Below are 23457 nucleotides of genomic sequence, written 5' to 3'. Positions count from 1 at the left end.
CGCCCACCGGCCGCCGCGCCGTCAGGCGAGGTCGTCCAGCGGCGTACCCGGCGCGAGCTCCGCCGCGATGAGCTCGGCGACCTCCTGGGCCATGTTCCCGTCGGGGGTGGTCGGTGTCTTCGTGGCGGAGACCGCGATGGCGAGACGTTCGGACGGGAGGTACGCCTGGATCGCCGCGTACCCCGAGAAGGACGGGTTCTGGAGCACCCAGCCGTTGATCACGATGACGCCGAAGCCGAAGTGCTTGGCCTCGGTCTGCTTCAGGCAGATCGTGGCGGGGCACTTCGCGGTCGCGCCGCCGAGGCCGACCGTGCCGGGGTCGAGCAGGGTGCGGTAGGAGCGGGGCGAAAGGAGCTCACCGCTGCCGATGGCCTGGGCCGAGCGCGCGAGGTCGCAGATGTGGGTGGTGATGACGGCGCCGGGCGCGGTGGTCCACGAGGGGTTCCAGAAGGTGGACTCCTCGTAGAGGCCGCGGTCCGAGGTGAAGGCGTGCAGGGCGGGGCGCGGGATGTCGGGGGTGAAGTTGTTCTGCGTGTTCCGCAGTCCGAGGGGGCCGGTGACCTTCTCCCGCAGGAGTCTGTCGATCCGTACGCCGGTGATCTTCTCCAACGCGGCGATCAGAAGGACGTAGTTGGCGTGGGAGTAGCTCCAACTGGCGCCGGGCTCATACCAGAAGGAGTGGCGAAGGGGGTAACTCACCAGCTCCTTCGGGGTCCACGCACGGAAGGGGTGGGCCTCCAGCTCGGCGAGGAAGGCCGGGTCGGAGACGTAGTCGTGGAGGCCGGTGGTGTTGGTTGCCAGCATCCGCAGGGTGATCCTGTCGGCCTTGGGCAGGTCGGGCAGCCACCGCTCCACGGTGTCGTCGAGGCGGACCCTCCTCTCCTCGACCAGCCGGAGGAGTGCCGTGCCGATGTGCGCGAAGGCGACGGATCCGGCGCGGAAGTGCATGTCCGGCCGGGCCGGGACACCCGTCATGGACTCGCCCAGGGCGTCGGTGACGACCTCGCGCCCGTCGACGGTGACGCGCAGCTGCACGGCCTTCAGGCGGAGGTCCTTCTTGGCCTTGCGCGCGATGTCCAGGACCCGGCGGGCCCGGTCGTCGCGGGGGCCGTCGGTCGGCACGCAGTCCTGCCCGCCGAGTCCGGCCCGGCCACCGGGCTGCTCGGCGGACACGGGCGCGGCGGCGGTCGTCTGGACGGTGACGGCGAGGAGGGCGGCGCAGAGCAGGGCCCTGCGGGCGCCCGCCCGGGGACGCGTACGTGGCCGCGTCCGGTTACGGAACAGAGTGCGTGTCATGGGCCGCACTATGTCCGGGACGGGGGCCGCGCCCGGCGGAACACTCCGCACACGACGCCGGACGCGCCCGTGCGGGGCAGCCGCCTGACGCCGTTCGGATGCAGCGGCGCGCGGAGCGGCCCGGCGGAAATCGGGGTGCGGACCACCGGTGCCGTGCGGTGTGATCGGGGCATGGCAATCGTGTTGGGCACGCCGGACGTCGACGGGCTGGGTCGCGCTGTGGGCGCGCTGCGGGAGTGGCAGGACGACGGTGCGCCGTTTCAGCTGCATCCGGGGGACGTGGGATGGTTCTGGCGGTCGGGTGGGGAAGCGACCGCCGCCGCGGTCAGGACGTGGAGCCGGGACGGACGGATTCTCGCCGTCGGCCTGCTGGACGGTCCCGGGCTGCTCCGCCTGACGATCGCTCCGGACGCCCGGCGGGACGAGGAGCTGGCGCGGCGCCTGGTCGGCGACGTGACCGGGCCGGAGCGCGGGGTGCTGCCCGAGGGGCCGGCGAACGTCGACGCTCCGACGGGTGCCCTGATCCATGACCTGCTGCCCGGAAACGGCTGGAACACCGACGAGCCGTGGACGCCCCTGCGCCGCGACCTCTCCGAAGAAGTGCCCGACCCGGGCCTACGGATCGAGGTGGCCCGGCCCGAGCGGGCCCACGTGTACGCCGCCGTCCACCGGGCGGCGTTCGACGGGTCGCCGTTCACGGAGGACCGCTGGCACGCGATGGCGACCGGACTGCCGTTCGCCGACGCCCGGTGCCTCGTCGCGTACGACGACGAGGACCACGCGGTTGCGGCGGTGACGGTGTGGTCGGCCGGTCCGGGCCGGCCCGGACTGCTCGAACCGATGGGCGTGCACCGGGCGCACCGGCGCCGCGGCCACGGCAGGGCGATCACCCTCGCCGCGGCGGCCGCGCTCCAGGAGCTGGGCGCGTCGACCGCACTCGTCTGCACGCCGAGCTCGAACACCGGCGCCGTAGCCGCCTACGAGTCGGCCGGCTTCCGCCCGTCCCCCGAGGTCCGCGACTGGCACCGGTCCGCGTAGCGCGCGGCCTCGGCTCCTGCCCCCGTCCCGCGTCCGTTCGTTACGTGGCCGGCTCGCGCGCGGTACCGACGAACGCCCGGCCGCATCCCGGCGGCAGGCGCTCGACGACCATCGCCACCGCGACTCGCGCGCTGTCCGTCGCGGCGATCCGCGGGCTGCCGCGGTCATCCCGCCGTCGCCGCCGCCCGCCCCGCCGGTCCCCCGGCGAGGCGGCGGCAGCCGGCTTCCGCTTCGCCGGGTCGTCAGGCCTCGGTGTCCTGCGGGTACCACCGCAGCTCGACCGTGTTGCCGTCCGGGTCCTTCACGTAGACCGACTGCGCCGAGCCGCGCGCGCCCCAGCGCGGGACCGGGCCCTCCAGGACGTCGAACGTCCCGGAGTCGATGACCTCCTGCCAGTCCAGGGGGTCCACCACCAGGCAGATGTGGTCGACGTTGGACTCGCCCCGCGGACGCGAGAAGAGGTCTATGACCGTGCTCTCGTCGATGCGCACGGACGGGAAGGAGACCTTGCCGGCCCGCCACTCCTCGACCCGCTCGGGCGCGAGGCCCAGCGCGCCGGTGTAGAACTCGAGGGCCTTGTCGACGTCGGTCACGTTGAGTACGAGGTGGTCGAAGGCTTTGACTCGCATGTGCGGGATCCCCGTTCTGGAAGGTGCGTCGCGTCCGGCCGCGCCGGAGCCAGACGATCATGCGGGTCAGGGAGCCGACGATCAAGTGTTTTGCGCGGCTCCGGTGTGCTCAGACGGACGGGATCCGGGCACGCAGAAGGCAGAACTCGTTGCCTTCCGGGTCGGCCAGGACGTGCCAGTTCTCGGTGCCGTCCTGGCCCACGTCGGCGGGTCTGGCACCGAGCGCGAGCAGGCGCGCCAGCTCGGCGTCCTGGTCCCGGTCGGTGGGGCTGACGTCGATGTGCAGGCGGAGCTTCCCGGTCCGCGGGTCGCTGCTCGGGCTGAGGACCATGGTGGGCTGCGGGCCGCCGAAGCCGGTGCCGGGCGGCCCGATCTCGATGCTTCCGTCGTCCTCCCGGCCGAGTTCGACGTAGCCGAGGACCTCGCTCCAGAACACGGCGAGCCGGTCGGGGTCCACGCAGTCGACGACCAGTTCACTGATGCGGCATGCCATGCCGTCAGTCTAGGGAGCGACGTCGCCGGGCATCAGCGGTAGTCGTCGGGATGGCCCTGCATCCACGTGTTGATCCGGTCGCGCGTGCCGATCAACAGGCTCTGGTGCTTCTTCAGGTTCTCGAAGGAACGGTCGCCGTCCAGCTCCCCGTCGAGCTTCTCGATCAGCTCGATCGGCTCGGGGAAGTGCCCGGGCCCCTTCGGGTCGGCCTTCATGGCCCGGTCCATGCGGTGGAGTTCGTCGTAGACCCGCCCGAGGAAGTACTCGCAGTTGCCGGGCGTGTCGCACGAGTCGTTCAAGGTCGCCTGGAGTCCGGCGAAGGCGTCGCGGACCAGCTCGGGGGGTGTGTCCCCCGGTGTCGACGACGTGTCCGGGGTGGCGGACGGGGCGCCGGTCCCCGCCCCGACCCCGGACTCGCCCGTGGTCGGGGCGCCGGGCTCCCCGTCCGCCGGAGCCGTCGTGTCGGCCGGTGCGGCCGAAGCCGTGGTCCCGGCCGACGCGGCCGTCTCGCGCGTGTCGCCTGCGTCGTCCGCACCGCAGCCCACACCGAGTACGGCCAGGGCCACTGCCACCACCACCGCGCCCGGCGCCGAGAACTTGGACATACGTCTCCCCGTCGATCCCTTGATCCGTTGATCCGTGAATCAGTCGATTCTTTGATCGACCGACTGTCGAACCGTCGAAGCGTCGACCCTACAGAGCTCCCGTTCCCAGCAGGTCAGCGCAGGAGGACCGGGCTCGCCGCCGTGAGGACTCCGGCGATCCGGTCCCACGTCTCCGTGGAGCGCGGGAGCGGCGGCAGGAGTTCGCCCGCGCCCGTGCCCCAGCCTCGGGCCAGGGCCACGGGGTCCTCGCCGGTGACGGCGCCCCCTGCCAGGGCGGCGGCTCCGAGGGCGACGAGTTCCGCGGCGGCGGGGACGATCAGGGGCCGCCCGGAGAGCCTGCGTACGGTGTCGGTCCAGGTCTTGCCGCGCGCGCCGCCTCCGATCAGGCGCAGCGGACGATCGCGTACGGCGGAGTCCGTCAGGTCGAGGCCGCAGGCGGCGAGGAGTCCGTCGAGGGCGCGCAGGACGGTGAAGGCGGCGCCCTCGTAGGCGGCGCCCAGAATCGCGCGCGGGTCGGTCGTGTGGCGCAGGCCGGTGACGAGTCCGGCGGCGTGCGGCAGGTCGGGGGTGCGTTCGCCGTCCAGGTACGGCAGCACCACGACCCCCGCGTCACCACCCGGCACCGTGTCCTCGCGGTCGAGGCCGAGGAGGGCGGCGAACCGGTCCACGGCGAGCGTGCAGTTGAGGGTGCAGCCGAGCGGGAGGTACGTGCCGTCGGTGGCGGCGAACCCGGCGAGCCCGGGGTCGGCCGGCCGGGTGCGGGTGGCGGCGAAGACCGTGCCCGATGTGCCGAGGCTGACGACCGGGTGGTCGAGCAGGCCCGCGCCGCCGAGGCCGAGACCGACGGCCGCGGCCATGTTGTCGCCGGTGCCGGCCGCGACGGCGACCGTGCGGGGCAGTCCGAGGGCCTCCGCGGCGGCCGCGGTGAGGGTGCCGACGCGGGTGGCGCCGGAGGGGGCGACGGCGGGCAGGAGGGCCGGGTCGATAGCGAGGAGGTCCAGGATCTCGGGGTCGTAGGCGTCGCCGCTTCCCGAGCCTCCTCCCTTTCCGTACCAGCCCGTCCCCGACGCGTCCCCGGGGTCCGTGACCGCGTGGCCCGTGAGCCGTTCGGTGAGGTAGTCGTGCGGGAGGCGGACCCCGGCGACCGCGGCGGCGAGCGCCGGTTCGTGCTCGCGCAGCCACTGCCACTTTGCGGAAGTCATGGAGGCGACGGGCACCGAACCGGTGCGCTCCAGCCAGGACTTGGGCCCATGGAGACCGCCGAGCCCGGCCGCGAGGGCGGCGGCCTGCGGCGCGGAGCGCGTGTCGTTCCAGAGCAGCGCCGGGCGCAGGGGGCGGCCGTCGGCGCCGAGTGTGACGAGGCCGTGCTGCTGCCCTGCGACCGCGAGGCCCGTGACGGCGGCGGCCGGGACGCCGGCGTCCCGCACGGCCGCGCGGACGGCCGTCGTGAGGGCGGTCCACCACTCCTCGGGGTCGCTCTCCCGCGCACCGCCCTCCCCGGTGACGGTGTGCGGGGCGCGGCCGACGGCGAGGAGCTCGCCGGTGGCGGTGTCGACGGCCACGGCCTTCGTGGACTGCGTCGAGCTGTCCACGCCGATCACGACGGAACGGCTGGTGCGCGTGCGCACTGCCTCACCTCATCCCTCTGGGTCGTCTTCTCGTGTCTCTCACTGATTGCCCCGGATGCGGGGCTGGCGTCGCGGCACCCTCATCCCGTATTAGTTATCTCAGATAACAAATCACGAAGGCAAGGGAAGGACACACCGTGCCGGAGCTCTTCTCCCCCACCCCCGAGGACCGCTTCACCTTCGGCCTCTGGACCGTCGGCTGGCAGGGCCGCGACCCCTTCGGCGAGGCCACCCGCCCCGCCCTCGACCCGGTCGAGGCCGTCGAACGGCTCGCCGCCCTCGGCGCGTACGGCATCACGTTCCACGACGACGACCTCATCCCCTTCGGCGCCTCGGAGGACGAGCGCGACTCCGCCGTCAAGCGCTTCCGCGCGGCACTGGAGCGGACCGGGCTCGCGGTCCCGATGGCGACGACCAACCTCTTCACCCACCCCGTCTTCAAGGACGGCGCCTTCACCGCCAACGACCGGGACGTGCGCCGCTTCGCCCTGCGCAAGACCCTCCGCAACATCGACCTGGCCGTCGAGCTCGGCGCGAGCGTGTACGTGGCCTGGGGCGGCCGGGAGGGCGCCGAGTCCGGTGCCGCCAAGGACGTGCGGGTCGCACTCGACCGCATGAAGGAGGCCTTCGACCTCCTCGGGGAGTACGTCACCGAGCAGGGCTACGACCTGCGCTTCGCGATCGAGCCCAAGCCGAACGAGCCGCGCGGCGACATCCTGCTGCCCACCATCGGGCACGCCCTCGCCTTCATCGAGCGCCTGGAGCGCCCCGAGCTCGTCGGGGTGAACCCCGAGACGGGCCACGAGCAGATGGCCGGGCTCAACTTCCCGCACGGCATCGCGCAGGCGCTGTGGGCGGGCAAGCTCTTCCACATCGACCTCAACGGCCAGTCGGGCATCAAGTACGACCAGGACTTCCGCTTCGGGGCCGGCGACCTGCGCCAGGCCTTCTGGCTGGTGGACCTCCTGGAGACGGCCGGATACGCGGGGCCGCGCCACTTCGACTTCAAGCCCGTCCGGACGGACGGCTTCGACGGGGTGTGGGAGTCCGCGAAGAACTGCATGCGCAACTACCTGGTCCTGAAGGAGCGCGCGGCGGCCTTCCGCGCCGACCCCGACGTCCAGGAGGCGCTGGCCGCCTCGCGGCTGCCCGAGCTCGCCGTGCCCACGGCCGCCGACGGCCTCGCCGCGCTGCTCGCCGACCCCACGGCGTACGAGACCTTCGACGCGGACGCGGCGGCAGCCCGCTCGATGGCCTTCGAGCACCTCGACCAGCTGGCCCTGGAGCACCTCCTGGGCGTCCGCTGAGTCTCCGAGGAGCGCGGGGGCGCCAGCGCGCGGCAGGCGTCGGTGCGCACCAGGTGTCGGTGCGCGGCAGGCGTCAGAGCGCGGTGAGCGTCAGAGCTCGGTGAGCGTCAGAGCGTGGGCGGCGCCGGCGCTCGATGAGCATCAGCGCGTGGGCGGCGCCGGCCCTCGGCAGGCGTGAGCGTGGCGGCGCCTGCGCGCGTGAGCGTCGGAGCGTGGCGGGCCTCAGAGCGTGGGCGGCGCCGGCCCTCGGCAGGCGTGAGCGTGGCGGCGCCGGCGCGCGTGAGCGTCGGAGCATGGCGGGCCTCAGAGCGTCGTGAGCCTCAGCGCCTGGCGGCCTCAGAGCTTGGCGGCGTCAGCGCGTGGCGAGCGTCGAGCGTCGGACGACCAGCTCCGGCTGGAGCACCACGTGTTCGTGCCGGTGCTCGCCCGCCCGCTCGCCGGTCTCCTCCAGGAGCAGTTCGGCGGCCTTCGCCCCGAGGGTGACCGCCGGCTGCCGTACGGAGGTCAGGGGCACGGTCGCGGCCGCCGCGAACTCAATGTCGTCGTAGCCGACGATGGCCATGTCCTCCGGGACCCGGACCCCGGCCGCGTACAGCGACTGGAGGACGCCGAGGGCCAGCAGGTCGTTGGCGCAGAAGACGGCGGTCGGCCGCTCGGGGAGGCCGAGGAGGCGCGCGCCTGCGTCGCGCCCGGAGGCCACGTCGAGGCGCTCGGCCGGGAGCTCCCGGAGGGCCGAGGCGGGCAGTCCGGCCTCGGCGAGCGCGAGCAGGGCGCCCTCGCGGCGGTCGCGGATCTGCTGGAGGTGGGACGGGCCGCTGACGTAGGCGAAGGAGCGGTGGCCCCCCGCCGCGAGGTGGCGGATCGCGAGGGTGCCGCCGACGACGTCGTCGACGGAGACCGAGCAGCCGGCGCCGTCACCCGCGACGCGGTCGACAAGCACGGAGGGGATGCCGTGGCGGCGGAACTCCCGGAGGTTCGCGCCGCTGGGGTCGGCGGGTGTGACGAGTACGCCACGGACGCGCTGCTCGGCGAAGAGGGAGAGGTAGTCGGCCTCGTCGCCCGGGTTCTGGTCGCTGTTGCAGACCATGACGCCGAGGCCGGCGGCCCTGGCGGCGCGCTCGGCGCCCCGGGCGATGTCGACGAAGAAGGGGTTGCCCATGTCGAGGACGAGCAGGGCCATGATCCTGCTGCGGCCGGCGCGCAACTGGCGGGCGGACTCGCTGCGGACGTAGCCGAGGCGGGCGATGACCCGCCGCACGTGCTGGAGTGTCGCGGGCGAGACCCGGTCCGGCTGGTTGATCACGTTGGAGACGGTGCCGACGGAGACGCCCGCCTCGCGTGCCACGTCCTTGATGCCGACGGTCCCGACCGTCCGCGCGGTGTCCGTCATCCGTCCCACCTGGTCCGTCCTGCCCCTGCCGCCACCCGGTCCGGGTGGGCTTCCGCCCCGCGTTTCATCCTATGCGGCCCCACCTGCCCGCCCTTCCCCCTCGCCCCCCTCGCGCACCCCCTCCTCGCGCCCCTCGCCCTCACGCCCCCTCGCCCTCACGCCCCCTCGCCCTCGCGCCACCCTCGCGTCCTCGCCCTCACGCGAGGTGGAAAACCTCGGTCAGCGGACGCATGGCCGCGTCGGGTGCCCGCCCGTCCAGCTCCTCGAAGAACTCCGCCATCTCGGCCTGCCAGCGGGCGTTGACCTCGGCCGCCTCCATCGCGGCACGCGCCCGGTCGAAGTCGGGCGTCTCCAGGTAGCCGACGAGCAGCCCGTCCTCGCGCAGGAAGAGGGAGTAGTTGTGCCAGCCGGCGGCGGAGAGCGCCGAGAGCATGTCGGCCCAGACGTGCTCGTGGCGCGCGCGGTACTCGTCCACCCGCTCGGCCCGGACCTTCAGCAGGAAGCAGACCCTCTGCATGTTCACCCGCCCCCTCCTCGCGACTGAAATGTTTCATTTCCCTGGATCGCGACGCTAGGACGTGCACGCCCTCTCGGTCAAGAGTCTTGACGACACCCCGGGCGATGGCTAGCTTCCCCACGTAATGAATCGATTCATTTCGTGGCTCCGAGCACTCTGAGGTGGACATGCCCGACATCGCTGCCGTGAAGGCCGCACTAGCCGCCCAGCGGATCGAAACCCCCTCCTGGGGCTACGGCAACTCCGGGACCCGGTTCAAGGTCTTCGCGCAGCCGGGCGTGCCCCGGACCCCCTACGAGAAGCTCGACGACGCGGCCCAGGTCCACGCGTTCACGGGCGTCGCCCCGAAGGTGTCGCTGCACATCCCGTGGGACCGGGTCGACGACTACGCGGCCCTCGCCTCGTACGCGAAGGAGCGCGGGCTCGAACTGGGCGCGATCAACTCCAACACCTTCCAGGACGACACGTACAGGCTCGGCAGCGTCTGCCACCCCGACGCCGCCGTGCGCCGCCGGGCCGTGGACCATCTCCTCGACTGCGTCGACATCATGGACGCGACCGGCTCGGCCGATCTGAAGCTGTGGTTCGCGGACGGCACGAACTACCCAGGGCAGGACGACGTCACCGCCCGCCAGGAACGGCTCGCGGAGTGCCTCTCGGAGGTGTACGAGCGGCTCGGCGAGGGGCAGCGGATGCTCCTGGAGTACAAGTTCTTCGAGCCGGCCTTCTACACGACCGACGTGCCGGACTGGGGAACGGCCTACGCACACTGCCTCAAGCTGGGCCCGAGGGCGCAGGTGGTCGTGGACACCGGCCACCACGCGCCGGGCACCAACATCGAGTTCATCGTCGCCCTGCTGCTGCGGGAGGGGAAGCTCGGCGGCTTCGACTTCAACTCGCGCTTCTACGCGGACGACGACCTGATGGCCGGCGCGGCCGACCCCTTCCAGCTCTTCCGGATCATGCACGAGGTCGTCCGCAACGGCGGTCTCGCCCCGGCGGCGGGCGTCGCCTTCATGCTCGACCAGTGCCACAACATCGAGGCGAAGGTGCCCGCGGTGATCCGCTCCGTCGCCAACGTCCAGGAGGCCACGGCCAAGGCGCTGCTCGTCGATGGCGACGCCCTGGCCGCCGCCCAGCGGTCCGGGGACGTGCTCGCCGCCAACGCCGTCCTGATGGACGCCTACGACACCGACGTACGGCCCCTGCTGCGCGCGCTGCGCGAGGAGCGGGGTCTCGACCCGGATCCGGTCGCCGCCTACCTCCGCTCCGGACGGCAGGAGCGGATCGCCGCCGAGCGCGTCGGCGGGGACCAGGCCGGCTGGGGCGCGTAGCCCCCTCCTTCTCCGTACACCTCCCGCCCGAAGGCCCGAAGGAAGACCACATGACCCCGGCCACACCCCGCGTCGTCACCTCTCTCCTGGCACGTGCGCACCGGCACGGTGCCGACCCCCGCACCACCAACTACGCCGGAGGCAACGCCTCCGCGAAGGGCTCCGTCACCGATCCCGTGACCGGCGGCCCGACCGAGCTCATGTGGGTCAAGGGCTCCGGCGGCGACCTGGGCACGCTCACAGAGAGCGGGCTCGCGGTGCTGCGGCTCGACCGGCTGCGCGCGCTCGTCGACGTCTACCCGGGCGTCGAGCGCGAGGACGAGATGGTCGCCGCCTTCGACCACTGCCTCTACGGGAAGGGGGGCGCGGCCCCGTCCATCGACACCGCCATGCATGGCCTGGTGCCCGCGGCCCACGTCGACCACCTCCACCCGGACGCGGGGATCGCGCTCGCCTGCGCCGCCGACGGGGAGAAGCTGACCGCCGAGTGCTTCGGCGACTCGGTGGTGTGGGTGCCGTGGCGGCGCCCCGGCTTCCAGCTGGGCCTGGACATCGCCGCGGTGAAGGCGGCCCACCCGGCGGCGGTCGGTGTCGTCCTCGGCGGCCACGGCATCACCGCGTGGGGCGAGACCTCCGAGGAGTGCGAGCGCAACGCGCTGCACATCATCCGCACCGCCGAGGCCTTCCTCGTCGAGCGGGGCCGCCCGGCACCCTTCGGGCCGGTCGTCGAGGGGTACGCGCCGCTGCCCGAGGCCCTGCGGCGGGAGCGGGCCGCCGAGCTCGCCCCGTACGTCCGGGGGCTCGCCTCCCAGGACCATCCGCAGGTCGGGCACTTCACGGACTCCGACACGGTCCTCGACTTCCTGGCCCGTGCCGAGCACCCGCGGCTCGCCGCCCTCGGCACGTCCTGCCCCGACCACTTCCTGCGGACGAAGGTCCGGCCCCTCGTCCTCGACCTGCCGGCCGACGCGCCCCTCGACCGGGCGGTCGAGCGGCTGCGTGAGCTGCACACCGCCTACCGCGAGGAGTACGCGGCGTACTACGCGCGGCACGCCACCCCGGACTCCCCCGCGATGCGGGGAGCCGATCCGGCGGTCGTCCTCGTCCCCGGCGTGGGCATGTTCTCCTTCGGGCGCGACAAGCAGACGGCGCGGGTGGCGGGCGAGTTCTACGTCAACGCGATCAACGTGATGCGCGGGGCCGAGGCGGTCTCCGCATACGCGCCGATCGAGGAGTCGGAGAAGTTCCGTATCGAGTACTGGGAGTTGGAGGAGGCCAAGCTGCGGCGGATGCCCCGTCCGAAGCCGCTCGCGACCCGGGTGGCGCTCGTGACGGGCGCGGGCAGCGGCATCGGCCGGGCGATCGCGCACCGGCTGGTCGCGGAGGGCGCGTGTGTGGTGATCGCCGACCTCGACGCCGCCAACGCGGCCGCCGTGGCCGAGGAGTTGGGCGGGCCGGACAGGGCGGTGGCGGTCGCCGTGGACGTCACGTCGGAGGAGCGGATAGACGCGGCCTTCCGGTCGGCACTGCTGGCCTTCGGCGGGGTGGACCTGGTAGTGAACAACGCCGGCATCTCCCTCTCCAAGCCGCTCCTGGAGACGACGGCGAGGGACTGGGACGTCCAGCACGCGGTCATGGCGCGGGGTTCGTTCCTCGTCTCCCGGGAGGCGGCGCGGGTGATGACGGCCCAGGGGCTGGGCGGCGACATCGTCTACATCGCCTCCAAGAACGCGGTCTTCGCCGGCCCGAACAACATCGCCTACTCCGCCACGAAGGCCGACCAGGCTCATCAAGTGCGACTGCTCGCCGCCGAGTTGGGTGAGCACGGCATCCGGGTCAACGGCGTCAACCCGGACGGCGTGGTGCGCGGCTCGGGCATCTTCGCCGGCGGCTGGGGCGCTCAGCGGGCCGCCACGTACGGCATCGCGGAGGAGGATCTGGGCGCCTTCTACGCCCAGCGGACCCTCCTGAAGCGAGAGGTGCTTCCCGAGCACGTCGCCAACGCGGTGTTCGCGCTAACCGGCGGCGACCTCAGCCACACGACCGGCCTCCATGTCCCGGTGGACGCGGGCGTGGCCGCCGCCTTCCTCCGATGAGTCCGAGGACGAGTCCGGAGACGGGGTCGACGACGGGGCTGACGACGGGGTTGACGATGCGGTCGACGGCAAGGCCCCGGGACGTGTTCGCGGCGGTGGATCTCGGGGCCACCAGCGGGCGGGTGATGCTCGGCCGCGTCGGTCCCGGGGTCCTCGACCTCACCGAGGCGCACCGCTTCCCCAACACCCCCGTCCGGCTGCCCGACGGGCTGCGCTGGGACGTCCTCGGTCTCCACCGGGGCGTCCTGGAAGGACTGCGCGTGGCAGCCCGCGCCGGCGGGGTCGCCTCCGTCGGCGTCGACACCTGGGGCGTGGACTACGGCCTCCTCGATGCCGACGGCGCTCTCCTCGGCGCTCCGTACCACTACCGCGATCCGCGGACCGAGGGCGCCGCCGAGGCCGTGTGGGCGCGGGTCGGCCGGGCGGAGCTGTACCGGGTCACCGGCCTCCAGCACCTGCCGTTCAACACCGTCTTCCAGCTCACCGCAGCCGCCGGGAGTGCCCAACTGGCTGCGGCCCGGACGCTGTTGCTGATGCCGGACCTGATGGTCCACTGGCTGACGGGGACGGTCGGGGCCGAGGAGACCAACGCCTCCACGACGGGGCTCTTCGACGCCCGCGCGGGCACCTGGTCGAAGGAGCTGCTCGGCCGGCTCGGGGTGGATGCCGGGCTGCTGCCGCCGCTCCGCGCCCCCGGCGACCCGGCCGGCGAACTCCTCCCCCACGTGGCGGAGTTCACCGGGCTCGACGCCCGGACCCGGGTGACGACGGTCGCCTCCCACGACACGGCGTCGGCGGTGGTCGCCATCCCGGCCACCGGCCCGGACTTCGCCTTCCTGTCCTGCGGCACCTGGTCGCTCGCGGGCCTGGAGCTGGATGCCCCTGTGCTCACCGAGCAGTCCCGGGCCGCCGACTTCACCAACGAGCGGGGGGTCGACGGCACCATCCGCTTCCTCCGGAACATCATGGGCCTGTGGCTCCTGGAGGAGTGCCGCCGGACGTGGGAGTCGCGTGGGCAGGAGCCGACCGCCCTGCCGGAGCTGCTCGCGCTGGCGGCCCGCGCGGAGCCGTTCGCGGCGCTCGTCGACCCGGACGCACCGGAGTTCCTGGCCCCGGGCGACATGCCGGAGCGGATACGTGCCTCCTGCCGCAGGTCCGGGCAGCGGGCGCCCGAGAGCCCGGGGGCGGTGGTCCGCTGCGTCCTGGAGAGCCTGGCACTGGCCCATCGCCGGGCGCTGCGGCAGGCCGCCGAGCTGGCCGGCCGGGAGATCACGCGGGTCCACCTCGTGGGCGGCGGGGCGCGCAACGAGCTGCTGTGCCAGTGGACGGCGGACGCCACCGGACTGCCGGTGGTCGCCGGACCGGTCGAGGCCACGGCCCTCGGCAACGTCCTCGTGCAGGCGCGGGCCGCCGGGCTCGTCGGCGACCTGCCCTCGACGCGTCGGCTCGTCTCGGCGACGCAGCCCCTGCGACACTACGAACCGCGGAAGGACCCCGCCGGCCGCGCCGCCTGGGACGCGGCCGCCGCCCGAACCGAACCGTCCCCGAGGAACCCGTGATGCGCGTCGCCCTCTTCGTCACCTGCGTCAACGACGCCGTCTTCCCCTCGACGGGCGTGGCGACGGTCAGACTCCTCGAACGGCTCGGCGTGGAGGTGGACTTCCCCGCCGCGCAGACCTGCTGCGGGCAGCCGCAGTTCAACACCGGCTACCGCGAGGAGACCGGGCCACTGGTGCGGCGCACGGTGCGGGCCTTCGAGGGGTACGAGCACGTCGTCGTCCCGTCCGGTTCCTGCGCGGCGATGGTGCGGCACCACTACCCGTCGTTCGGTGCGGAGGCGGCGGCCCTCGGTCCGCGCGTGCACGAGCTGACGGAGTTCCTGGTGGACGTGCTCGGCGTGACGGACGTCGGCGCGTACTTCCCGCACAAGGTGACGTACCACCCGTCGTGCCACGGGCTCCGGATGCTCGGGCTCGGGGAGCGGCCCCGGCGGCTCCTGGAGGCGGTGAAGGGCCTGGAGCTCGTGGAGCTGCCGGGGGCGGAGGAGTGCTGCGGCTTCGGCGGGACCTTCGCGGTGAAGAACCCGGACGTGTCGGCCGCCATGGGCGCCGACAAGATCACGAACGCGCTGTCCACCGGCGCGGGGGTGCTGTGCGGGGCGGACAACTCCTGTCTGCTGCATCTCGGAGGCATGCTGAGACGGCGTCAAGATCCGCTGCGCACTCTGCACTTGGCGGAGATCCTGGCGAGCACGGAAGAGGAGCCCTGGCGGTGAGCGACAAGAAGGTGCGCGCATCAGCGCTCGATGAGGGGCGGCGGTCGGGCGACGGGAGGGCATTCGTCGGCATGCCGTCCTTTCCGGAAGCGGCGCACGAGGCGGTCGGTGACACGACCCTGAGGGCCAACCTCCGGCACGCGACGCACACGATCCGGGACAAGCGGGCGCGAGCGGTGGCCGAGCTCGACGACTGGGCCGCGCTGCGGGAGGCCGGGAAGCGGATCAAGGACGAGACGCTCCGTCATCTGGACACGCACCTCCTGCGGTTGGAGGCGGGTGTGACGGACGCGGGCGGCACCGTCCACTGGGCCGCGGACGCGGCGGAGGCCAACCGGATCGTCGCCGATCTGGTCAGGGCGACGGGCGAGACGGAGGTCGTCAAGGTCAAGTCGATGGCCACCCAGGAGATCGGGCTCAACGAACACCTGGAGGCCGAGGGCATCGCCGCCTACGAAACGGACCTCGCGGAGCTCATCGTGCAGCTCGGCGAGGACCGCCCCTCGCACATCCTGGTCCCGGCCATCCACCGCAACCGAGGCGAGATCCGCGACATCTTCGCGGAGAAGATGGGGAGTTGGGGACGGGCGGCACCGGAGGGCCTGAGCGACACCCCGGCCGAGCTCGCGGAGGCGGCCCGGCTGCACCTGCGGGAGAAGTTCCTGCGCGCCAAGGTGGGGATCTCCGGGGCGAACTTCATGGTCGCCGAGACCGGCACCCTGGTCGTCGTCGAGTCCGAGGGCAACGGCCGCATGTGCCTGACCCTGCCCGAGACCCTCATCTCCGTCGTCGGGATCGAGAAGGTCGTGCCGACCTGGCGGGACCTGGAGGTGTTCCTCCAGACGCTGCCCCGCTCGTCGACGGCCGAGCGCATGAACCCGTACACCAGCATGTGGACCGGCACGGCCGACGAGGACGGGCCGCGCGCCTTCCATCTGGTGCTCCTCGACAACGGCCGCACGGACGCCCTGGCCGACGAGGTGGGGCGCCAGGCGCTGCGCTGCATCCGCTGCTCGGCGTGTCTCAACGTCTGCCCGGTGTACGAGCGGGCCGGCGGTCACGCGTACGGCTCGGTCTACCCCGGGCCGATCGGCGCCATCCTCACCCCCCAGCTCCGGGGCACCACCAGCGAGATCGACGCCTCGCTGCCGTACGCCTCCTCGCTGTGCGGCGCCTGCTACGAGGTGTGCCCGGTCGCCATCGACATCCCCGAGGTCCTGGTGCACCTGCGCGAGCGGGTCGCCGAGGAGGGCGGGAAGGGCCACAGGCTGGAGAAGGCCGCGATCAAGGCCGCATCCTGGGTCCTCGACCACCCGAACGTGCTGGCCGCCGGGGAGAGGGTGGCGTCCGCGACCCGCAAGGTCCACCCGAAGCGCCTGCCGGGCCCCGGCGCCCGGCAGTGGTCCGACCACCGGGACCTGCCCGAACTGCCCGCCGAACCGTTCCGCGACTGGTGGAGGAAGAACCGCACATGACCGACGCCGTCTCCGCACGCGAGCGGATCCTCGCCCGGGTCCGCGCCGCCGTCGCCGGCGCGCCCGAGGCGCCCGCGGTCGACCGCGACTACCGGACCAGCCACACCGCGGACGACCCTGCGGCCGTCCTCGGCCTGCTCCACGAGAACCTCGCCGACTACCGCGCCCACGTCCACCGCACCGCGCCCGGCGGCCTCGCCGCCCTGGTCGCCGAGCGGCTCGCGGAGCGCGGTGCCCGGAGCGTCGCCGTCCCGCCCGGGCTGCCCGACGCGTGGCTCGCCGCCACGGACGCCGTCCGGCGGCCCGACGAGCCCCGGCTCACCCCGTACGAACTCGACGGCATCGACGCCGTGGTGACGGGCTGCGCGCTGGCGATCGCCGAGACCGGCACCCTCGTCCTCGACGGCGGCCCGGGGCAGGGGCGCCGCGCCCTCACCCTCGTCCCCGACCTGCACGTCTGTGTGGTCCTGGCACCGGAGCAGGTGGTGGCCTCGGTGCCGCTGGCGCTCCCCCTGCTCGACCCGGGGCGGCCGCTCACCTGGATCTCCGGGCCGTCCGCGACGAGCGACATCGAGCTTGACCGGGTCGAGGGCGTGCACGGCCCCCGGACCCTGGAAGTGATCCTGGTGGTTTCCAGGTGACCGGCTGCCCGACATGACGGAGGAGCGGCCGGGCCCCCGTCAGGGACCGACCGCTCCTCGAAAGCGTCCCGCTACGCCGATTCCCGGCGGACGAGCTCCGTGGGGAGGATGACCGCCGCCGGTTCCTCGCCCGCTATCCGGGCCAGGAGCGTCCGCACCATCTCGGTGCTGATGCGGTCCCACGGCTGGCGGATCGTCGTGAGCGAGGGGCGGCTGGAGAGGGCCGCCGGGGAGTCGTCGAAACCGCCCACCGCGATGTCCTCGGGGACCCGCCGGCCCGCGCGGGCCAGGGTGTCGAGGACGCCCTGCGCCATCAGGTCGGAGGCGACGAAGACGGCGTCGATGTCGGGGGCGCGCTCCAGGAGGGCGCGGGCCGCGTCCTCGCCGCTCGCCCGGCTGTAGTCGCCGCCGGCGATCAGGGTCTCGTCGACGGGGAGGCCGACCTCGGCGAGCGTCTCGCGGTAGCCGGCGAGGCGCTCGACGCCGCCCGGGGTGTCGAGCGGGCCGGTGACGGTGGCGATCCGCCGCCGCCCCGAGGCGTGGAGGTGGCGCACCATGTCGCGGGCGCCGTCGCGGTCGTCGGCGGCGACGTAGCCGATCTTGGCGGTCTGGCCGAGCGGCTTTCCGCAGGCGACGACGGGCACGCCGGCCTCGTGCAGCCTGGCCACGACGGGGTCGCCGGAGTGGCTGGAGACGAGGAGGACGCCGTCGACGTGGCCGGCCTCGATGTAGCGGAGGTTGCGGCGGCGTTCGTCCTCGGTGCCCGCGATCATCAGGAGGAGCGGGATGTCCTGCGCGGCGAGGGCCTGGGTACAGGCGCGCAGCAGGACGTTGAAGTTGGGGTCCTCGAAGAACCGCTCCTGCGGCTCGGTCAGGAGGAAGGCGACCGAGTCGGACTTGCCGGTGATCAGCGAGCGGGCGTGCCGGTTGACGACGTATCCCGTCCTGCGGATCGCCGCGTCGACGGCGGCCTTCGCCGACGGGCTGACGTAGTGGCCGCCGTTGAGGACACGAGAGACGGTGCCGCGCGAGACCCCGGCCTCGCGGGCCACGTCGTGGATGGTCGCCGGGCGGCGCCTTGCCGCTGCTGTGCTCATGCTGTGTGTTTCCCCTCGATCCCCTGTGGTTCAGGACTTTACGGCGCCGGAGAGCAGATCGAGGCTCCAGAAGCGCTGGATGAGAAGGAACAGGGCGATGAGCGGGACGATCGCGAGGAGCGCTCCGGTGATGACCAGGGTGTAGAGGGCGGGCTGGCTGGCGCCCTGCTTGAGGAGGGTGAACAGGCCTACGGTCATGGGGAACTTCTCGTCGTCGCCGAGCATGATGAACGGCAGGAGGAAGTTGTTCCAGATGGCGACGAACTGGAAGAGGAAGATCGTCACGAGGCCCGGGGCCATCATGGGGACCGCGATCCTGAGGAAGATCCGCCACTCGCCGGCGCCGTCCATGCGGCCGGCCTCGACGAGCTCCATGGGGACGGCGGCCTCGGCGTAGATGCGGCCGAGGTAGACGCCGTACGGGGAGAGGACGAGCGGCAGCAGTACGGAGGCGTACGTGTCCGTGAGGTCGGCCTCGGCCATCAGCAGGTACTGCGGGACGGCGAGGATGACGGGGGGCATGAGGACGCCCGCGAGCATGATGTTGAAGAACGCCTCGCGGCCTCGGAAGCGGTAGACGGCGAGGGCGTAGCCGGCGAACGCGGAGACCACGGTGGACAGGGCGCCGCCGAGACCCGCGTACAGCACGGAGTTGGCCATCCAGCGCCAGTAGATGCCGTCGCGGTACCCGGTGAGCTCGCCGATGTTGTCGGTGAGGCCGGTGCCGGGCAGGAAGGTGAAGGTGGAGAAGAGTTCGTCGTCGGCCTTGGTGGCGGCGACGAGGACCCAGGCGACGGGCAGCAGGCAGTAGAGCGCGCCGAGGACGAGGGCGGTCGTGGGCAGCAGGGCGGTGCGGCGGGGGCGCGGCGGCCCCTGGGAGACGCCGGGGGCGGTGGCGGGGGTGCGGCCGGTCGCGGGGGCCGCTTCGCGGAGCTTGGGGGAGGCGAGCCCGGTCATCGGCCTGCTCCTTGTGTGGTGCGGCGGTTGGAGATCCTGAGGAGCGTGAAAGACAGCGCGAAGGTGGCGAGGGCGAGCACGACGGCGGTGGCCGAGGCCGCGTGGATGTTCCCGCCGGTGAAGGCGTCGCTGTAGACCTTCATGAGGGGACTCCAGGTGGAGGGGATGCCGTTGGTGAGCGGCTTGAGCGTCATGGGCTCGTTGAAGACCTGGAGGGTCGCGATGATCGAGAAGAAGAAGGTGAGCACCAGCGAGGGCACCACCATCGGGATCTTGACGCGGAGCGCGATCTGGAGTTCGGAGCAGCCGTCGAGCTTGGCGGCCTCGTACACCTCGGTGGGCAGGGCGCGCAGCGCGGTGTAGATGACGATCATGTTGAAGCCGGTGCCGCCCCAGACGGCGATGTTGGACATCGCCAGGTAGAGGGGTCCGCCGTCCATGAGGTCGGGCTGCGGGAGGCCGGCCTTGTCGAGGAGGTAGTGGAAGGGGCTGACGTCGGGGAGGTAGAGGAAGCCCCAGAGGACGGCCGCGATGACGCCGGGGACGGCGTACGGGAGGAAGATCGCGAGCCGGGCGAAGGAGCGGCCCCGGACGCGCTCGGAGTCGAGGAGGAGCGCGAAGAAGAGGGCGAGGCCGAGCATGACGGGGACGACGATGGCGCCGTAGCCGAGGACGCGCAGGGCGCTCGCGAGGAGTTCGGAGTCGGCGAGGGCGGAGGTGTAGTTCTCCAGGCCGGCCCAGACCTCGGTCTTGGCCCCCTTGCCGAGGCCGAGGCCCTTGATCCGGACCTTGTGGAAGCTGAGCCAGACCGCGTAGCCGATGGGCAGCGCGAAGAAGAGGGCGAAGAGGACGGCGGCGGGCAGGATGAAGAAGTAGGGGGCGCTCCGCGCTCGTTTGAGGGTGGTGCTGGACGAGGGCGGGGCGTACGGGGCCGCCTCGACCCCGTACGACCGGCGCACGCCCTTGGGGGGCTGCGTCACTTGGCGACCTCGAAGCCCTGCTTGTCCAGGTCCGCGACGGTGGCGTTCTGCATGGCGGTGAGGGCCGCGGGGAAGCCGCTCTTGGCCTTGGCGGCCTTGCCGAACTGGTCCTTGAAGGACGTGTAGGCGACGTTCACGTTCGGGCCCCAGGCCGCGGGGGCGGTGGTCTTCGCTATCTGGGCGGCGCGGGTGTAGAAGTCGGGCTGGTTGGCGAAGTAGTCGGGGGCCTTGGCGAGGGCGCCGCTGGTCTGGGCGGCGGTGGCCGCGGGGTAGATGCCGCTCTCCTTGACGAGGGCGGCGAGGGCCTCCGGGTCGGTGTTCAGCCAGGTGGCGAACTCGGCGGCGGCGGCCTTGTGCTTCGAGTCGGTGGTGACGGCGGTGGAGGAGCCGCCCCAGCTGCCGGTGGCGTTCTCGCCCTTGTTCCACTGCGGGAGGGGGGCCATGGCCCACTTGCCCTTGGTGTCGGGTGCGGCGGTGGTGAGGGTGCCGGGGGCCCAGACGGCGCTGACCCAGGCGAGCTGCTCGCCGGTGTTCAGGGCCTTGTTCCAGGCGGGGGTGTACATCGGCTGGTTGTCGACGGCGCCCTCGGCGACCAGGCCGCCCCAGAAGTCGGAGACCTTCCTGGTGGCGGCGTCGTCGATGCCGACCTTCCAGGTGTCGCCCTCGAAGGTCCACCACTTGGCGCCGGCCTGCTGGGAGAGACCGGCGAAGAGGCCGGAGTCGTTGGCGGAGAAGGTGGTCAGGGACTTCTTGGGGGCCTTCTTCTTGACGGCGCGTGCGGTCTCGGCGAACTCGTCCCAGGTGGTGGGGACGGTCAGGCCGTACTGCTTGAAGAGGTCCTCGCGGTAGAAGAACATCAGCGGGCCCGAGTCCTGAGGCAGGGCGTAGACGGCCTCGCCGCCGAAGGTGGTCTGCTGCCAGATGCCGGGCGCGAACCTGTCCTTGACGCCGTGGACCTCCTCGGCGATGTCGGCGAGGGCGTCGTTGCTGACGAGCGTCGGCAGGGCCTGGTACTCGGCCTGGACCAGGTCGGGGGCCTTGTGCGCCTTCGCCGCGGTGATGATCTTGGTGACGAGGTCGTCGCCGGACGCCTGCTTCTGCACGGTGACCTTGATGTCGGGGTGCTTGGCGTTCCAGAGGGCCGCGACCTTGTCCATGCCGGGCGCCCAGGCCCAGTAAGTGAGCGAGACCGGGCCGGACTCGGCGCCCGCCTTGTCGCCGGAGTCGGAGGATCCACAGGCGGTGAGCGCGGTGGCGCCGAGGAGGACGGCGGTGGCGGCGGCGAGGCTGCGGCGCGTGATGTGTGGCATGGGGTACTTCTCCCTGACCGAAAGGGGCCTCTCTCTCAGATGGAGAGGCCGACCATGCATCTGTGAGCGTTCACAGTAGAGAAACGTTCCGGACACTTGTCAATGGTTGTTCGTGTGCGGTTATGTTGCGTTGCCACATCGAGATCGAGTGTGTGCACGTTCCCAAGCAACCAAAGCTTCCATCTTCCGAACTCCCAGGAGAGACTCATGCCGCAGACCACTCCCAAAGGCCTGCAGCGCCTCGCGTTCGGGGGCGACTACAACCCCGAGCAATGGCCGGAAAGCGTCTGGCAGGAGGATGTTCGGCTGATGCGAGAGGCCGGCGTCACCATGGTGAGCGTCGGGATCTTCTCCTGGGCCCTCCTCGAACCCGAGAGCGGCCGCCACGACTTCGGCTGGCTCGACCGGCTCCTCGACCTGCTCCACGCCCACGGCATCCGGGTGGACCTGGGCACGCCCACCGTGGCGCCGCCCGCCTGGTTCTACCGCGCCCACCCCGAGGCGCTGCCCGTCACCGCCGAGGGCATGCGCTACTCGTACGGCTCACGCGGGACGATCTGCCACAGTTCGTCCGCGTACCGCACGGCCGCCGCCGGCATCACCACCGCGCTCGCCCGCCGCTACGGCAGCCACCCGGCACTCGCCCTCTGGCACGTCCACAACGAGTACGGCGTGCCCGTCAGCGCCTGCTACTGCGACGGCTGCGCCGCCCACTTCCGGAACTGGCTCCACGAGACCTACGGCTCCGTGGAGGCCGTGAACGAGGCCTGGGGCACCGCCTTCTGGGGCCAGGCCTACGGCTCGTACGAGGAGATCCTCCCGCCCCGCGTCACCCCCACCGTCGGCAACCCGGCCCAGCAGCTCGACTACCGGCGCTTCGCCGACGCCACCATCCGGGAGAACTTCCGGATGGAACGGGACATCCTGCACGAACTGGCCCCCGGCATCCCCGTCACCACCAACTTCATGACCGCGCTCAGCCAGTGCGACTCGATCGACTACTGGGCCTGGGGCCGCGAGGTCGACCTCGTCACCAACGACCACTACCTCATGACCGACGGCCGCCGCACCCACATCAACCTCGCGATGGCCGCCGACCTCACCCGCTCCGTCGCCGGCGGCGCGCCCTGGCTGCTCCTGGAGCACTCCACGTCCGGCGTGAACTGGCAGGCCCGCAACCCCGCCAAGCGCCCCGGCGAGATGGCCCGCAACTCCCTCGCCCACGTGGCCCGCGGCTCCGAGGGCGCCATGTTCTTCCAGTGGCGCCAGTCCCGGCGCGGCGCCGAGAAGTTCCACTCCGCGATGGTCCCGCACGGCGGCACCGACACCCGCGTCTGGCGCGAGGTCGTCGCCCTCGGGGCCGGCCTGGAGGCCCTGGAGGAGGTGCGCGGCACCCGGACCGTCCCCGACGTCGCCGTGCTCTGGGACTGGCACTCCTGGTGGGCGCAGAGCCTGGAGTGGCGGCCGAACGAGGCCCACGACGCCCGCGAGCGCGCCGACAGCTTCTACGAGGCGCTGTACGACCGGCACCTCACGGTCGACTTCGCGCACCCCGAGAGCGACCTCTCGGCCTATCCTCTGGTCGTCGTGCCCGCGCTCTACCTCATGACCGAGGCCGCCGGGCAGAACCTCCGCGAGTACGTCGAGGACGGCGGCACGCTCGTCGTCTCGTACTTCTCCGGGATCGTCGACGAGCACGACGCCGTGCACCCCGGCGCCTACCCGGGCGCCCTGCGGGACGTCCTCGGTCTGACCGTGGAGGAGTGGTCGCCGCTCCTCGACGAGCAGCGCGTACGGATCGAGGGGCCGGGCGGTGCCTCGCTCACCGGTGACGTGTGGACGGAGTTCGTCCGGCCGCGCGGCGCGGAGACCGTGTGGTCGTACGCCGACGGACCGGCCGCCGGCGGGCCCGCCGTCACCCGGCGCCGGCTCGGCCGCGGCACCGCCTGGTACGTCTCCACCCGGCTCGACGCGGCCTCGCTGGACGCGATCGTGGCCGCCGCCTGCGAGGACGCCGGGGTCGCGGAGCGTGCCGCGCTTCCGCGTGACGTGGAGGTCGTGCGCCGCGCCGGGGACGACGGGCAGCGGTACCTCTTCGCGCTCAACCACACCGCCGAGGACGCCGAGGTGCCGCTGGACGGCTCCGGGACGGAGCTCCTCGCGGGTGCTGTGGTCGGTACGGCTGCTGGTACTCCGGTCGGTACGGCTGCCGGTACGCCGGTCGGTGCGACTGCCGGTACGCCGGTCGGGACGCCGGTCGACGGGAAGCTCACCGTCCCGGCCGGTGCCGTCAGGGTCGTACGCCTCGACGGCTGACACCGCCCGGCCTCCCCCCTCCCTCTCCCCCCCGTTCATCACCCCTCCCCCGGCCTGCCACCGGGGCCCCGAT

20 protein-coding genes and 1 pseudogene are annotated in these 23457 nt (G+C 72.6%); 9 read left to right on the top strand and 12 right to left on the bottom strand.

Translation table 11 applies throughout. The annotated features are described in order from the left end of the window. Positions 1 to 21: 21 nt before the first annotated feature. The gene (locus IE124_RS29615; RefSeq protein ID WP_189512203.1) at positions 22 to 1296 is read right to left on the bottom strand and encodes a serine hydrolase domain-containing protein; all 1275 of its coding nucleotides are present in this window, start codon (positions 1294 to 1296) and stop codon (positions 22 to 24) included. Between the two features lie 171 nt (positions 1297 to 1467). On the opposite strand from IE124_RS29615, the gene IE124_RS29610 reads away from it, so the two are divergent. Further along, positions 1468 to 2334, top strand: a complete 867-nt coding sequence (locus IE124_RS29610) for a GNAT family N-acetyltransferase (protein WP_189512201.1) — start codon at positions 1468 to 1470, stop codon at positions 2332 to 2334. 40 nt (positions 2335 to 2374) lie between these two features. Here IE124_RS29610 and IE124_RS36085 read toward each other — a convergent pair. The 5 genes and pseudogenes from IE124_RS36085 to xylB all read right to left on the bottom strand — a co-directional run. After that, a pseudogene (locus IE124_RS36085) lies at positions 2375 to 2512 on the bottom strand (DUF6193 family natural product biosynthesis protein); the annotation flags it as partial. 64 nt (positions 2513 to 2576) lie between these two features. Then, the gene (locus IE124_RS29605) at positions 2577 to 2963 is read right to left on the bottom strand and encodes a VOC family protein (protein WP_189512198.1); all 387 of its coding nucleotides are present in this window, start codon (positions 2961 to 2963) and stop codon (positions 2577 to 2579) included. A gap of 109 nt (positions 2964 to 3072) precedes the next feature. Then, complete coding sequence (locus IE124_RS29600) at positions 3073 to 3456, bottom strand: VOC family protein (RefSeq protein ID WP_189512197.1); 384 nt, start codon at positions 3454 to 3456, stop codon at positions 3073 to 3075. A 32-nt stretch (positions 3457 to 3488) separates the two neighbouring features. Continuing rightward, positions 3489 to 4061 carry a hypothetical protein gene (locus IE124_RS29595; RefSeq protein WP_189512194.1) on the bottom strand — a complete coding sequence of 191 codons (573 nt, stop codon included), beginning with the start codon at positions 4059 to 4061 and terminating at the stop codon, positions 3489 to 3491. 113 nt (positions 4062 to 4174) lie between these two features. Next, the gene (xylB, locus tag IE124_RS29590; protein ID WP_189512192.1) at positions 4175 to 5689 is read right to left on the bottom strand and encodes a xylulokinase; all 1515 of its coding nucleotides are present in this window, start codon (positions 5687 to 5689) and stop codon (positions 4175 to 4177) included. Positions 5690 to 5826: 137 nt separating this feature from the next. Here xylB and xylA point away from each other — a divergent pair, with 137 nt between their 5' ends. Further along, entirely contained in the window at positions 5827 to 6996 is a 1170-nt protein-coding gene (xylA, locus tag IE124_RS29585; RefSeq protein WP_189512190.1) for a xylose isomerase, read from the top strand. 352 nt (positions 6997 to 7348) lie between these two features. Here the strand turns inward: xylA and IE124_RS29580 are convergent, their stop codons facing one another. Both IE124_RS29580 and IE124_RS29575 read right to left on the bottom strand, forming a co-directional pair. Continuing rightward, positions 7349 to 8386, bottom strand: a complete 1038-nt coding sequence (locus IE124_RS29580; protein WP_189512188.1) for a LacI family DNA-binding transcriptional regulator — start codon at positions 8384 to 8386, stop codon at positions 7349 to 7351. A 196-nt stretch (positions 8387 to 8582) separates the two neighbouring features. Further along, positions 8583 to 8903, bottom strand: a complete 321-nt coding sequence (locus IE124_RS29575; protein ID WP_189512303.1) for an L-rhamnose mutarotase — start codon at positions 8901 to 8903, stop codon at positions 8583 to 8585. A 167-nt stretch (positions 8904 to 9070) separates the two neighbouring features. On the opposite strand from IE124_RS29575, the gene rhaI reads away from it, so the two are divergent. From rhaI to IE124_RS29545, 6 genes are all read left to right on the top strand, one after another. Further along, entirely contained in the window at positions 9071 to 10237 is a 1167-nt protein-coding gene (gene rhaI / locus IE124_RS29570) for an L-rhamnose isomerase (RefSeq protein WP_189512186.1), read from the top strand. A 50-nt stretch (positions 10238 to 10287) separates the two neighbouring features. Further along, positions 10288 to 12333, top strand: a complete 2046-nt coding sequence (locus tag IE124_RS29565) for a bifunctional aldolase/short-chain dehydrogenase (RefSeq protein WP_189512184.1) — start codon at positions 10288 to 10290, stop codon at positions 12331 to 12333. Between the two features lie 56 nt (positions 12334 to 12389). Continuing rightward, positions 12390 to 13892 carry a rhamnulokinase gene (locus IE124_RS29560; RefSeq protein ID WP_189512182.1) on the top strand — a complete coding sequence of 501 codons (1503 nt, stop codon included), beginning with the start codon at positions 12390 to 12392 and terminating at the stop codon, positions 13890 to 13892. After that, positions 13892 to 14608, top strand: coding sequence for a (Fe-S)-binding protein (locus IE124_RS29555; protein WP_189512180.1), 717 nt, complete (start codon positions 13892 to 13894; stop codon positions 14606 to 14608). Before IE124_RS29560 ends, IE124_RS29555 begins: the two co-directional genes overlap by 1 nt. A gap of 71 nt (positions 14609 to 14679) precedes the next feature. Further along, positions 14680 to 16083: a LutB/LldF family L-lactate oxidation iron-sulfur protein gene (locus IE124_RS29550; protein WP_189512301.1), complete on the top strand. Its 1404-nt coding sequence runs from the start codon at positions 14680 to 14682 to the stop codon at positions 16081 to 16083. Beyond that, positions 16080 to 16724 (top strand): LutC/YkgG family protein, encoded by a 645-nt coding sequence (locus tag IE124_RS29545; protein ID WP_189512178.1) that lies wholly within the window; start codon positions 16080 to 16082, stop codon positions 16722 to 16724. Before IE124_RS29550 ends, IE124_RS29545 begins: the two co-directional genes overlap by 4 nt. A gap of 71 nt (positions 16725 to 16795) precedes the next feature. Here IE124_RS29545 and IE124_RS29540 read toward each other — a convergent pair whose 3' ends face one another. Genes IE124_RS29540 through IE124_RS29525 form a run of 4 tightly spaced genes read right to left on the bottom strand, consistent with a single transcriptional unit; the run spans position 16796 to position 21068 of the window. Beyond that, positions 16796 to 17821 carry a LacI family DNA-binding transcriptional regulator gene (locus IE124_RS29540; protein WP_189512176.1) on the bottom strand — a complete coding sequence of 342 codons (1026 nt, stop codon included), beginning with the start codon at positions 17819 to 17821 and terminating at the stop codon, positions 16796 to 16798. Positions 17822 to 17851: 30 nt separating this feature from the next. Continuing rightward, entirely contained in the window at positions 17852 to 18778 is a 927-nt protein-coding gene (locus tag IE124_RS29535) for a carbohydrate ABC transporter permease (RefSeq protein ID WP_189512174.1), read from the bottom strand. Beyond that, the gene (locus IE124_RS29530; protein ID WP_370468837.1) at positions 18775 to 19758 is read right to left on the bottom strand and encodes a carbohydrate ABC transporter permease; all 984 of its coding nucleotides are present in this window, start codon (positions 19756 to 19758) and stop codon (positions 18775 to 18777) included. The genes IE124_RS29535 and IE124_RS29530 overlap by 4 nt, the downstream gene beginning before the upstream one ends. After that, complete coding sequence (locus IE124_RS29525) at positions 19755 to 21068, bottom strand: ABC transporter substrate-binding protein (protein WP_189512172.1); 1314 nt, start codon at positions 21066 to 21068, stop codon at positions 19755 to 19757. The genes IE124_RS29530 and IE124_RS29525 overlap by 4 nt, the downstream gene beginning before the upstream one ends. Positions 21069 to 21275: 207 nt before the next feature. On the opposite strand from IE124_RS29525, the gene IE124_RS29520 reads away from it, so the two are divergent. After that, the gene (locus IE124_RS29520; protein WP_189512161.1) at positions 21276 to 23384 is read left to right on the top strand and encodes a beta-galactosidase; all 2109 of its coding nucleotides are present in this window, start codon (positions 21276 to 21278) and stop codon (positions 23382 to 23384) included. Positions 23385 to 23457: the final 73 nt, after the last annotated feature.

It is taken from the genome of Streptomyces narbonensis, assembly GCF_014649015.1.
GTDB classification, from domain to species: domain Bacteria; phylum Actinomycetota; class Actinomycetes; order Streptomycetales; family Streptomycetaceae; genus Streptomyces; species Streptomyces narbonensis.
Note: the sequence above shows the minus strand (reverse complement) of the source record. Positions and strands in the feature narration are given on the sequence as shown.